The following is a 12,431-nucleotide window of genomic DNA, read 5'->3' on the forward strand; positions in this document are numbered from 1 at the left end:
TTCGTCCTTCTAACCAATTCAAGCTCAGGAGCTTATTTTTGTGAAAATTCTCTATATATGTACCCACAATCGCTGCCGTAGTATTTTGTGCGAAGCCATCACAAATGGCAGCAACACACCAAATTTAGAAGCACGTAGTGCAGGCAGTTCACCAGTAGGTGAAGTACACCCTTTGTCGCTAAAGTACCTCGAAGAACGCAGTTATTCCACTGAGGGGTTACGTAGCCAATCGTGGGATGAATTCGAAGATTATAAGGCTGATGTGGTGATCACTGTTTGCGATTCCGCGGCGGGCGAAGCTTGCCCTGTATATTTCGGTCAATCTATAAAGGTGCACTGGGGTCTGGCTGATCCGTCCAAATTGACAGGGTCGGAAGACGAAAAAGCCGCCGCCTTTAACAACACCATCGATATTATAGAAGCGCGGGTGAAGGCTTTGACAAGCGTGGCCGAAAAGGATTTAAGTGGCGAAGAATTGAAAACCGCTTTAGCAGAATTAGGAGCCAAGTAATGAGTGATTCACAGGCCCCCTCTGACAACCTTGACATGGCGCAGATGCATCAGCCAAGCATGGCTGATTTTGCTACCCAGTTCTCTTCACACAAGCCGCGTATTTTGCTGCTTTACGGTTCGTTAAGAGAACGTTCTTACAGCCGACTGGTGATCGAAGAATCAGCACGCTTGCTAGAATATTTTGGTGCAGAAGCAAAGATATTCGATCCTCGTGGCCTTCCTTTACCAGACGGCGAAGATGCCAACCATCCAAAAGTGCAAGAACTACGAGAGCTTATGATGTGGTCAGAAGGGCAAATCTGGTGTTCGCCAGAGCGTCATGGAAGCATTACCGGCATTATGAAAAGCATGATTGATTGGGTTCCCTTAAGCTTAGGCGGCGTGCGCCCTACACAAGGAAAAACACTCGCGCTAATGCAGGTATGTGGTGGCTCTCAGTCGTTTAATGCGGTTAATCAAATGCGAATTTTAGGGCGATGGATGCGTATGCTTACCATTCCAAACCAGTCTTCGGTAGCCAAAGCATTTTTAGAATTTGAGGAAGATGGTCGTATGAAGCCGTCGCCTTATTACAATCGAATTGTTGATGTCGTTGAAGAATTGGTGAAGTTCACCTTACTTACGCGCGACAACAAAGTGATGTTGGTAAACCGGTACTCAGAGCGAGTAGAAAGTGCTGAAGAAGTCAGCAAACGTGTTAATCAAAAATCGATTTAAAAACTAAGGAAAACGCAATGGGGTTCTTTGAACGTTATCTATCTGTATGGGTAGGGCTTTGCATTATTGCTGGGGTGGCATTAGGTAGCTTATTTCCCAATGTATTTAGTGCTATCGCCAACCTAGAATACGCCCACGTTAATTTAGTGGTTGCGGTATTAATTTGGCTAATGATCTATCCGATGATGATTCAAATTGACTTTTCATCAATAAAAGATGTCGGTAGAAAGCCAAAAGGATTACTTCTTACATTAGTTATTAACTGGTTAATTAAGCCATTTACCATGGCCTTATTGGGGTGGTTGTTTTTCAAAGGGATCTTCGCTGACTGGGTTGACCCGCAAACCGCTACCGAATATATCGCCGGTATGATTTTACTAGGCGTTGCCCCTTGTACTGCCATGGTGTTTGTATGGAGTCACTTAACCAAAGGAGATGCTAACTACACGCTCGTTCAAGTATCTATTAATGACCTTATCATGGTAATCGCTTTTGCGCCTATCACAGGTTTATTGTTAGGTGTTACAGATATTACCGTCCCTTGGGATACCTTGTTGTTGTCGGTCGTGCTATACGTTGTTCTCCCCCTTGTAGCGGGTGTGGTCACTCGTAAACGGGTAGAAAAGAAAAGTGAAGCCGCGGTAACTGCGCTAATTGAACGTTTTAAGCCCTTTTCTGTCTTTGGCTTACTTGTCACAATCGTCATACTGTTCGCTCTACAGTCACAAACCATATTAGCGAAACCGCAAGATATTGTGTTAATCGCCATTCCTTTGCTGATCCAAACCTATGGTATTTTCGCCATCGCTTATTTTTTCGCTAAAAAGTTAAAACTGCCCCACAATGTCGCAGCGCCGGCGTGCATGATTGGTACCTCAAACTTCTTTGAGCTTGCCGTTGCTGTAGCCATATCACTATTTGGGTTACACAGTGGTGCCGCATTGGCCACAGTTGTAGGTGTATTAGTAGAAGTGCCGGTGATGCTGTCGTTGGTGTGGTTTGCTAACCGCACCCGTCATTGGTTCGGCCCAGCTTAACGCGTCTTCTAAGCAAAAAAGGGCTCTTCAGAGCCCTTTTTTATGCCAACTTTTCTGTTAGCGCAGACAGCTGATAGCATTTAGCCTAGGCATGAGTCTGGTAGCAAGAAGCCATAGCGCTTTAGCGTGTCTACCAGCTGCTCAGTTTGCAAAGGCTTCTTTAAGAAGGCCAAGGCATTTAACTCTTTAACACGTTGTTGTTTTGCCGGTTGTATGTCGCCGGAAATGACAATGACAAAAGCTTCTACCTTTCTCACCTTCATCTCTTCAAGCACACCTATACCATCTAATACTGGCATCGTTAAATCGAGCAGCACCAAATCAATGCGCTGACTAGCGAGAATATTCAACGCATCTAGTCCGTTTGACGCTTCGTAAATAGTACCGGCCAACCCTTCGGGTAAGTTTCGCTTAGCAATTTTCCTTGCTAGCGCAGAGTCATCACAAATGAGGATATCGAAACCCATAATTAGCGCTTAACCATATGATATAGAACACCTAAAAACCGCTTATCACCTCTAGGTTATAGTAAAGATAACGATAAAAAAACCAATTTGCGCTAATTTTAAGATATCAAATAGCAATTCATTCTCTCTTTGTGCTAGTAATACTAGCTTAAAAGAACCAACAACAACGCATGCGAAGTTGACTTCGCGCATGCTTCCAAGGCAGTTTATGCACGATACAGCTTTAGCCAAAAAAGTGGCTTACCAAATATTATCTCAATTTGATAAAAGTTATCGCTGGTTTACCCGCATAACCCGGGGTGCGCAAGAACGGTTTGAACAAGGCAAATGGAAAGAAACTCAAGTTGCCTCAAAACAGCGCATTACTATTTATGAAACAAGCCTTTCTGATACCGTTGCTGAAATTTACCATTTAATTGCAGTACACAGAAAAGATGAAACCTTCTGGCAACAAGTGAAAAGAATTTTTGCTCAGCAGCTAGAAGGACACCCACAATTTGAGCTTGCCGAAACTTTTTATAATTCGGTGATCGGCCGCTTGTTTAAACACCGAAAAATAGACAACAGCTTTATGTTTGTATTGCCAAGTCGGTGTTATTTACCCGGCCCGGATAGGCCTAAAGTAGTAAATAGCTTCGATACCACCACCACAGTGGCGCAGATGTATCATTCTATATTCAAATGCTATCGCTACAATATTCCGTTTGAAAACTACGACAGAGACATAGCAAACCTTGAAACAGCCCTTCGTAAGCGCCTCACTACGACGCAACTTGCTAGCGTACATACGGTAGAAATTCTCAAACCTACCTTTTTTCGCGGCAAAGCAGCGTATTTAATTGGTCGTATATGCATGCCTGAAGAAACCCTACCCTTTGTTATTTCTTTGCAACGAAGTGACAACAGCGAATTATTTGTTGATGCGCTGCTTACTGAACGCAAAGATCTTAGCGTGACCTTTGGGTTTGCCCGCAGTTATTTTATGGCAGACACCCAAAACCCAGCAGAAGTGTCTGCGTTTTTACAAGAACTGCTCCCTAACAAAAAACACTTCGAACTCTACATGTCGTTAGGTCACTACAAACATGGAAAAACCGTTTTCTATAGAAACTTTTTACAACATATGGAAAACACCGACGATAGGTTTGAAGCCGCACCGGGAATACGCGGTTTAGTAATGATGGTGTTTCACCTACCTTCTTATGGCGTGGTGTTTAAAATTATTAAAGATGAATTCGCGGAAAGTAAAAAAATAACCCGCGAACACGTTAAAGACTGCTACCGTTTGGTAAAAATGTCTGATCGTGTAGGTCGCATGGCTGATACTCACGAATACATGAACTTTCGTTTTCCGCTAAATCGTATGCACCCTGCGCTTATTGAAGAATTGAAGGCCACCTGTGCCTCCAGCCTTACCTTTACAGATAACGAACTAATTATTAGTCACCTATACATAGAGCGAAAGATGACGCCACTGAATGTGTATTTGCAACAGGAGACAGATAAAGACAACGTGTACAATGCGTTGAACGAGTTAGGTTTATGTATAAAGCAAATTGCCATGGCCAATATTTTCCCCGGCGATATGCTGCATAAAAACTTTGGGATCACGCGCCATGGTAGAGTGATCTTTTATGATTATGATGAAATTTGTTTAATGCATGAACGCCATTTTCGCGAATTACCTAAATCGGACGACCCCTACGCTATCGACACCTTATCGGTAGGCCCTAATGATGTCTTCCCAGAACAGTTTGAGCATTTCATTGTGGGCAAACGGCCATTAAAAACCATACTGAAACAATTACATGGCGATTTAATGACAGCTGAATACTGGCGTACGGTGCAAACAAAATGCGCGCGGGGAGACATTCAGCATTTTACCCCTTACAGCGCAGATATACGCTTCCCGCGATAGCGCCGCAATAGGTTTAAAGTGATCGTATTTATTATTAATAACAGTATTAATCCTAGTTAAAACCCATTTTAAGAAAAAGAAGCTGTTAAGATGAAAGTGCTATTAGTTGAAGACGATCCAAAAGTTGCCGCTCATATTGAACAAGGGTTGGTGAATGAAGGACATGTATGTATGTCCGCAAATGATGGCGCAACAGGCTTAGAACTAGCGTCGTCAAACACATTGGATGTGATCATCTTGGATATTATGCTACCAATGCTAGATGGATTTACGGTGCTTGAAAGGATACGCGCTAGCAAAAATACCACTCCTGTGCTTCTTTTAAGTGCCAAAAGTGAGGTTGATGATAAGGTTAAGGGCCTGCGAACCGGAGCAAATGATTACCTAACCAAACCCTTCGCATTTGAAGAGCTACTGGCGCGCGTTGAAGGCCTTGGCGGCCGCCCCCACGAAAGTGAAGATAAAACACTCATTAAAGTTGGCGATCTCACCTTAGATTTGGTCAACAGAAAAGTAATGCGTGGAGACACAGAAATTGATTTACAGTCAAAGGAATTTCAATTGTTAGAGTGTCTTTTACGGCACAAAGGTAAAGTGGTGACAAGAAGCATGCTACTTGAACAAGTGTGGAACTATCATTTCGACCCGCAAACCAATGTGATTGATGTGCATATTAGCCGTCTTCGTCAAAAAGTAGATAAGGCCTTCAATATTCCTGTAATTGAAACCGTTCGTGGCACTGGCTACAGAATTTCGGATGCTATTACGTGATAGCGATTGGAGACTTTACCCGAAGTTCTAGCTTTCGGGTAGGAGTACTGCTTACCTCGTTAGCCGTAGCAGCAATTATCTTTATTATTTACTTTTGGCGTCTGGCCAGTAGCGATGTATTTATCCGCGAAGCCAAGGCCGCCGTCGACGCTGAAACCTATGCCCTTTCTCAGCTTTATCAAAATCTCGGACTTCAGTCGGTTGTCAATGCCATAGAGACTAGAGACTTTCCTGATACACAAAGCACTGATAACACCTTTGTTGCACTGCAAAATAGCCAGCAAGACTTAGTAGCCGGAAATGTTGATACATGGCCATTAGCGAGAAGCTCCGATAAAAATAGTAACACGGATAATAGCGGCATTATTGCGCTTAAGCTGCCTTATAGTCTCATGTCTTCTCATGGCAACACTGACACGCCGTCTAAAAACATTCTATATAACGCAATACCCCTTGGCGATCATACCCTTTTCGTGGGCCGCAATATTCAAGATTTATACAGCGCTCAATGGTTAGGGAAAACATTCAGCTGGGTAGTGGTGGCGCTACTTTGTATTCTGGGGGTAATTAGTTTTGCCGTTGCTACCTATGTAGTAAGACGCATCAACAGAATGTCTCAAACCGCTGACAATATAATTTGCACCGGCAACCTAAAGGAGCGCCTTGAAATTGATAGCAATTGGGATGATTTAAGTCGCCTTTCGTTGGTGTTTAATCAGATGCTCGACACCATTGAAACCTCAGTGAACAATATAAAATCAGTCAGCGATAGTATCGCCCATGACTTACGCACACCCTTGGCACGTTTACGCAACACCCTTGAAAAAATTGAAGATGAAACACTACGCAATGAAACCACCCAAGAAGCCGACAACCTATTAAACATGTTTAATAGTCTACTGCGCATTAGTGGGCTAGAAACTACTGGCAAAAAAGAGGGTTTTTGTGAAACAGATTTACGCAGTATTGTGGCCGATGTTATCGATTTATATATGCCCGTAGCCGAAGATAGAAAAATTCAATTGGTGAGCCAATTATCGGCGTACCACACAGTGGCAGACCCAAACTTACTGTTTCAAGCTGTGGCGAATATTTTAGATAACGCGATAAAATACACGCCAGATAAAGGCACCGTAACCGTTCAGCTAACCCACGCATCTTCCAATTTTGTCATTATGGTCAATGATAATGGGTTAGGCGTAAGTGAAGATGATATTTCGCAATTAGAAAGGCGTTTCTTCCGCGCTGATGGAAGCCGCTCAACCCATGGCAACGGCCTTGGCCTTTCGCTGGTTTCAGCCATAGTTAAGCTGCATAAAGGCGCCCTATGGTTTGTTCATGACCCTTTAATGCAAGGGCAAGGGTTAGGCGTGGTGATCACCTTGCCACGGCCAAATGCGGGGTAAAGTCCGCTATACGGGCAGGGTGATTCTTGGGGTTGTAAGCTGTTAAGGTTGTTTTTGCATAAAAATAGTAACTTCAGCCATAACCAGACCAAATTTCCGAATGTAGGAGCGGTTCATCATGGTATGTTCATCGAAGCCCCAAAACCAATCGTCAAATGTTACGCTGTAGGTAGAATCGTCAACAGGTAAGTCCATCGTGTAGTGAAAGTTAAATGCATTCCCGTAGGATGTACCTATCGCACTCCCTTTTATATCGCTCGCCGTGCCGGTAAAGCGTCCATCTGCCTGCTGCGTAATATGCCAAATACGCGTTGAAGGGCCTTCACCTACGCTGTAGTTAAATGACTCATTAAGCGTTAGTTGACTCCCTTCAACTGTCCCCTCTATATCAACAACAAATCGCTGAACGACGTCGCCGGAGCGATTTTGCACAATACCCCAGGCTTTCACATCGCCATCAAAAAATTGCATTATATCGAAGGCTGGGCGTGTTTGTTGGTAGTCATCACCCTCAATCGACACACTGCAACCTGACAGTAAGCTAGCCCCTAATAATACGCCGCCTATCAACGTGCTATGATTGAATTTCATATATACCTCTGCGCCAGTAAAATTATCGCGTGATTAGTGATTTAAAAGGGTCTTTCTGAAATCAGGCTCTGATGTATTTTCACCTAGCCAAATATTAAAAAAGTGTGTAGTAAAGGCGGTATCATCAATCTTGCCTACCTGTTCACCGTTAAAATAAAACACACTAATTTTCTCTTTTGTGGCAATCCCTGTTAGCGTGTCGCCATCATCAACATCAGGAAAAATCTTGGACATTTTTTCCATCCATACGGCTAACCGCTCGGGGTCCTCAATGCCTTGCTTACGTATTTCATCCACCGAGCGTTGGGCTATTTTTCGCCCTTTTAATGCCCGTTGATACCTAAGCTGTAACGCAAAGGGAGGCGTTGCTTGCCATTTACCATTTGGAGCAAACAACGTAGCTTCGTACACATCCCAAAAGTAATAGGTAAACATGCCTTTGCCCACCACCTTTGCATTCGGCACCTCGTCAATAACGTAGCTTAACGACTGCGTCGAAGACTGTTGGGCAAATAGGCTGGGGGATATTATGGCTAACAAAAATACCGTGTACTGAATTAACCGCGTCATTTTGACACTCTCTTTTATAGGCCGACTTAAATTGCCGGCAATTTATATTGTTGAAATTCACAACCTAGTTATACTCTGTTGCAAACCACATTGATCAACTACCGCACTTAGTGACCCATTTGTATTCAGCTATTCCTTCTTTACGCTTGCCATCCCCGCTAATCCCTTTTACACCTAACTGGGACGGGGCCACAAGGGTCGAAATGTTGGTGAAACGCGACGATGCTATTCATCCCATTATTTCCGGCAATAAATGGCGCAAACTAAAATATGCATTACGTAACTTACCCCTTTGCACGCAATCTATTGTTAGCTTTGGGGGGGGACACTCTAATCACTTACATGCCCTTGGCTTTGTGTGTCGGCAACTGAGCACTCCCTTTCATGCAATTGTAAGGGGCAATTACCTGGGCAACGAAACGCCTATGCTGAAAGACCTCGCGTTATGGGGTAGCCATATTCACTATGTCGACAAGAAAACGTATCAACAACGGCATTCAAAAGATTATCTCGCGCAACTGGCTCGAACGTACCCGAAAAGCGTCATTATCCCAGAAGGTGGTAGTCAGGCTGACGCGTTAAAAGGGATTGGCGAAATGGTTGAAGAAGTGGCTGTGCCGTTTGACCGTATTATGGTGCCGGTGGCAAGCGGCGCAACCCTAGCGGGTATTGCGTTAGCCCTTGATAGTACAAAACAGGCGCTAGGTATAGCAGTATTAAAAGGTGAAGGGTACTTGGAATCGTTGGTTACCCAATTTATTCCTTCCTCCCTCAATCACTGGCAAATTGACCATAGGTTTCATTGCGGCGGTTATGCTAAACAATCGGCGGCGCTTGCCACCTTTTGTGATGCGTTTAATCAACAGATGCCCTTTTGTATCGAGCCTGTGTACTCGGGCAAGGTATTTTTCGCCCTCAAGCAGTTATTAGCAGCTAAAGCCTTTCATGAAGGCGAACGTATTGTTATTGTTCATACAGGTGGCTTGCAGGGAGCACGTAGAGCGTAGATTTTTGATCTTCTCCCCTCAAACATCCGTTTAATCTAGTATCATGACTTGCAACTTAATTAAAATTAACCTACGTCACCTATACGCAAGCATGGTATACCCGAGCCGCTAAATTTTCCGCTGATCACGAGAGGGGATGAACATGATTCAAGGTCCAGTTACGTTACCAACTCCACTCGCCACTTTAGTGTCTAAAGCGCTACAGCTATGCGAACTAACCTTATTAAATAATACCGTGTTTTATCCATTTGCTGCGGTTTATGAAAACGGCGATATAGGGTGTTTGTTTGCTGAGGAAATGAAACAGCGTAGTACCGAAACTCAGCTTATAGAACAGTTGCAGTGGCGAATTATTGATGCCACTACACATTCAACGAGCTATAGCATTTTAGTGTATGCCGCCTCGGTTCAAACTGAAAAAAACCGGCCAATGGATGCTATAGCTGTCAATACTGCAACGCCAAACGGCGAAGAGCTATTATTGCTGTACCCTTATTACCGAGTAGGGGGTAAAATTATTGTATCGCCACCTATTAATACCTCACCTGAATAGATTTTCATCTATCCACTTTATAGGTGTTGGTTTTATCACTAATGGCGATTAAAATATCCTGTCCACCTTTGCTGTCTATGCTTGCCAAATCGGTTATGTCTGCTAGCATTCAGCGCAAATTCTATTAGCTTAATTAGGGATTCATTATTATGTCTCGCGTTTTAATTATTGGTGCTGGCGGCGTAGCCTCTGTTACGGTAAAAAAATGTGCGCGCTTACCCGCACACTTCGATGAAATTTACCTTGCCAGTCGTACTGTGTCTAAGTGTGAAGCGCTTCAAAAAGAAGTGGGTGAAGATCGCATTAAAGGTGTATTTGCTCTTGATGCGGATAATGCCAAAGAAGTAGAGGCACTAATTAATGAAGTAAAACCTGATTTGGTAATTAACCTTGCACTGCCATATCAAGATTTACCTATCATGGATGCGTGTTTGGCAACCGGTACGGATTACTTAGATACCGCGAACTACGAACCAAAAGACGAAGCTAAATTTGAATATTCATGGCAGTGGGCGTACCAAGATAAATTTAAAGATGCCGGTGTTATGGCCTTACTTGGTAGCGGCTTCGACCCAGGCGTAACAAACGTATTTACTGCCTATGCAGCGAAGCACTACTTTGATGAGGTGCATTACCTTGATATTGTAGATTGTAACGGCGGTGATCACGGGCAAGCATTTGCCACAAACTTCAATCCAGAAATAAATATCCGCGAAATAACCCAACGTGGGCGTTTTTGGGAAAATGGCGAATGGAAAGAAACCGATCCCCTGAGCGTACGCGAAGATCTTGATTATCAAAATATTGGTGTTCGCGCCTCTTATCTTATGTTCCATGAAGAACTTGAGTCGTTGGTAAAGCACTTCCCTACCCTAAAACGTGCACGTTTTTGGATGACATTTGGAGAGGAATACCTCACTCACCTAAGAGTTCTTGAAGGCGTAGGTATGACCAGTATTGAGCCGGTGGAATTCCAAGGCCAAAAAATTGTGCCGCTGGAGTTTTTAAAAGCCGTACTACCTAACCCAGGCTCCCTAGCAGAAGGCTATACCGGTATGACCTGTATTGGTACATACATTACCGGTATCAAAGATGGTAAAGAAAAAACTATCTTCATTTACAACAACTGTGATCATGCCAAGTGTAATGAAGAAGTGGGCGCGCAAGCGGTATCTTACACCACCGGCGTTCCGGCGATGATAGGTGCTATGTTGATGCTAAATGGCACGTGGAAAGAAGCGGGTGTATTTAACATGGAACAATTTGATCCAGACCCGTTCATGGCGCTATTAAATGACCACGGTTTGCCTTGGAATGTATTAGAGTGCGACGAGAGTCCGTTTAAGCGATAGTAATAGGTTGCATTGGAGCATCATAAGTTGACAGACCTTACAAAACGTTTCGATATCCCTTCGCCGTGCTATGTATTGGAAGAAGCGAAACTGATAAAAAACCTAACGCTAATGAAGCGGGTACAAGAGGAATCTGGTGCCCGTATTATTTTAGCCCTTAAAGGGTTTTCTATGTGGTCGTGCTTTGACATCGTTAAACAATATTTACACGGTGCCACTGCAAGCTCGGTTTGGGAAGCTAAACTCGCTGCCGAAATGGGGAAAGAAGTGCACGCTTATTCCCCGGCTTATAAACAGGCAGACGCTGAGGCGCTCGCTGGTTTGGTGCATCATTTGTCCTTTAATAGTCTATCTCAATGGCATCAGCACAAAGAGACGTTGAAAAACGTTTCTTTGGGCTTGCGCATAAATCCAGAGCATCAAGAAGCCGACACCCCTTTGTACGATCCTGCGGCGCCGGGTTCCCGTCTTGGTATAAGGGCAGCAGAGCTTACAGAGGTAGATTTAACAGGCATTGAAGGCTTTCATTGTCACAACCTGTGCGAATGTGATTCTTTCGCTACCGAACGTACACTCAATGCAATTGAACAAAAATTCGGGCAATGGCTAGGGCAACTTAAGTGGTTAAATTTAGGCGGAGGCCATTTAATGACCCGCGAGGGTTACGACATTGAGCACCTTATTAACACCTTGAAAAGCTTTAAGCAGCGCTACCCTCACCTTGATGTTATTTTAGAACCGGGGTCAGCGGTAGCGTGGGAAACGGGCCCGTTAATTAGCGAAGTGGTGGATGTAGTTCAAAATGAGGGGGACATTGCTATTTTGGATATTTCAGCCACCGCACATATGCCAGATGTGCTCGAAATGCCCTACCGCCCCAGTATTTTGAATGCCGGTTTACCGGGAGAGCGAGCGGTAGACGTTAAGCTTGGCGGCAACTCTTGCCTAGCAGGAGATGTTATAGACACCTATTCTTTCGACGCGCCTTTGCAGGCGGGGGATCGTGTTCAATTTGAGGACATGATGCACTACACTATGGTAAAGACAACCTTCTTTAACGGTGTTGAGCACCCGGCTATCGGTATTTTGCGTACCAATGGCGAATTTGAATTAGTTCGTGAATTTAACTACGAAGACTTCAAAGGACGTTTGTCTTGATTTCATCGAGCTTAGATTAGCGAGCATTAGCACCCGCTGCCGCGGGTGCTGTTTTATTCTTCACTAGATTACACCACTGCCACTTTGAGACTCAGTGTTATCAATACTGCCTTCTGCAATAACCGTATCATCTAGCGTTATCTTAAACGGTGTACCTTGAGGGCCGGTTAAACTATAACGAAATCCGTGTATGTCATCAGCGCGAAGGTCTACTGAAGCATGAGATGTGGGAGATATTAAATCATAAACACCCGAATCGTCTCCCTTACTAAAGATGTCCACCATCCAATTGCCCTCAGCCATATCTATTTTTAACTGTCGTTGTGTCATCGCCATCCTCCTTATTGCACTCACTCTTTAGCTTGTACTTA

General features: G+C 44.0%; 14 protein-coding genes. 10 read left to right on the plus strand and 4 right to left on the minus strand.

Annotated features, from left to right (window positions below):
* Window positions 1-40: 40 nt before the first annotated feature.
* Genes GTH32_RS03430 through arsB form a run of 3 tightly spaced genes read left to right on the plus strand, consistent with a single transcriptional unit; the run spans window position 41 to window position 2,267 of the window.
* Window positions 41-511 carry an arsenate reductase/protein-tyrosine-phosphatase family protein gene (locus GTH32_RS03430; protein WP_163083840.1) on the plus strand — a complete coding sequence of 157 codons (471 nt, stop codon included), beginning with the start codon at window positions 41-43 and terminating at the stop codon, window positions 509-511.
* The gene (gene arsH / locus GTH32_RS03435; RefSeq protein ID WP_163083841.1) at window positions 511-1,230 is read left to right on the plus strand and encodes an arsenical resistance protein ArsH; all 720 of its coding nucleotides are present in this window, start codon (window positions 511-513) and stop codon (window positions 1,228-1,230) included. The genes GTH32_RS03430 and arsH overlap by 1 nt, the downstream gene beginning before the upstream one ends.
* 17 nt (window positions 1,231-1,247) lie before the next feature.
* Window positions 1,248-2,267 (plus strand): ACR3 family arsenite efflux transporter, encoded by a 1,020-nt coding sequence (gene arsB, locus GTH32_RS03440; RefSeq protein ID WP_163083842.1) that lies wholly within the window; start codon window positions 1,248-1,250, stop codon window positions 2,265-2,267.
* A gap of 80 nt (window positions 2,268-2,347) precedes the next feature.
* Here arsB and GTH32_RS03445 read toward each other — a convergent pair whose 3' ends face one another.
* Window positions 2,348-2,734 carry a response regulator gene (locus GTH32_RS03445; protein WP_163083843.1) on the minus strand — a complete coding sequence of 129 codons (387 nt, stop codon included), beginning with the start codon at window positions 2,732-2,734 and terminating at the stop codon, window positions 2,348-2,350.
* A gap of 208 nt (window positions 2,735-2,942) precedes the next feature.
* On the opposite strand from GTH32_RS03445, the gene aceK reads away from it, so the two are divergent.
* The 3 genes from aceK to GTH32_RS03460 all read left to right on the plus strand — a co-directional run bounded on the left by aceK (window position 2,943) and on the right by GTH32_RS03460 (window position 6,829).
* Window positions 2,943-4,652: a bifunctional isocitrate dehydrogenase kinase/phosphatase gene (gene aceK / locus GTH32_RS03450; RefSeq protein ID WP_163083844.1), complete on the plus strand. Its 1,710-nt coding sequence runs from the start codon at window positions 2,943-2,945 to the stop codon at window positions 4,650-4,652.
* A gap of 90 nt (window positions 4,653-4,742) precedes the next feature.
* Window positions 4,743-5,423 carry a response regulator gene (locus GTH32_RS03455; protein WP_163083845.1) on the plus strand — a complete coding sequence of 227 codons (681 nt, stop codon included), beginning with the start codon at window positions 4,743-4,745 and terminating at the stop codon, window positions 5,421-5,423.
* Complete coding sequence (locus GTH32_RS03460; RefSeq protein ID WP_163083846.1) at window positions 5,420-6,829, plus strand: ATP-binding protein; 1,410 nt, start codon at window positions 5,420-5,422, stop codon at window positions 6,827-6,829. The genes GTH32_RS03455 and GTH32_RS03460 overlap by 4 nt, the downstream gene beginning before the upstream one ends.
* 42 nt (window positions 6,830-6,871) lie before the next feature.
* On the opposite strand, the gene GTH32_RS03465 is transcribed toward GTH32_RS03460, so the two are convergent.
* Window positions 6,872-7,420, minus strand: a complete 549-nt coding sequence (locus tag GTH32_RS03465) for a DUF3833 domain-containing protein (protein WP_163083847.1) — start codon at window positions 7,418-7,420, stop codon at window positions 6,872-6,874.
* A gap of 33 nt (window positions 7,421-7,453) precedes the next feature.
* Window positions 7,454-7,990: a chalcone isomerase family protein gene (locus GTH32_RS03470; protein WP_163083848.1), complete on the minus strand. Its 537-nt coding sequence runs from the start codon at window positions 7,988-7,990 to the stop codon at window positions 7,454-7,456.
* A gap of 110 nt (window positions 7,991-8,100) precedes the next feature.
* On the opposite strand from GTH32_RS03470, the gene GTH32_RS03475 reads away from it, so the two are divergent.
* The 4 genes from GTH32_RS03475 to nspC all read left to right on the plus strand — a co-directional run bounded on the left by GTH32_RS03475 (window position 8,101) and on the right by nspC (window position 12,060).
* Entirely contained in the window at window positions 8,101-8,997 is an 897-nt protein-coding gene (locus tag GTH32_RS03475) for a 1-aminocyclopropane-1-carboxylate deaminase/D-cysteine desulfhydrase (RefSeq protein ID WP_343033382.1), read from the plus strand.
* A gap of 142 nt (window positions 8,998-9,139) precedes the next feature.
* Window positions 9,140-9,550: a hypothetical protein gene (locus GTH32_RS03480; protein WP_163083849.1), complete on the plus strand. Its 411-nt coding sequence runs from the start codon at window positions 9,140-9,142 to the stop codon at window positions 9,548-9,550.
* Between the two features lie 149 nt (window positions 9,551-9,699).
* Entirely contained in the window at window positions 9,700-10,902 is a 1,203-nt protein-coding gene (locus GTH32_RS03485) for a saccharopine dehydrogenase family protein (protein ID WP_163083850.1), read from the plus strand.
* Between the two features lie 27 nt (window positions 10,903-10,929).
* Window positions 10,930-12,060 (plus strand): carboxynorspermidine decarboxylase, encoded by a 1,131-nt coding sequence (nspC, locus tag GTH32_RS03490; RefSeq protein ID WP_163083851.1) that lies wholly within the window; start codon window positions 10,930-10,932, stop codon window positions 12,058-12,060.
* A 63-nt stretch (window positions 12,061-12,123) separates the two neighbouring features.
* Here the strand turns inward: nspC and GTH32_RS03495 are convergent, their stop codons facing one another.
* Window positions 12,124-12,390: a hypothetical protein gene (locus GTH32_RS03495; RefSeq protein WP_163083852.1), complete on the minus strand. Its 267-nt coding sequence runs from the start codon at window positions 12,388-12,390 to the stop codon at window positions 12,124-12,126.
* Between the last annotated feature and the right edge of the window lie 41 nt (window positions 12,391-12,431).

The organism is Alteromonas profundi, from assembly GCF_010500865.1.
Classification (GTDB): domain Bacteria; phylum Pseudomonadota; class Gammaproteobacteria; order Enterobacterales; family Alteromonadaceae; genus Alteromonas; species Alteromonas profundi.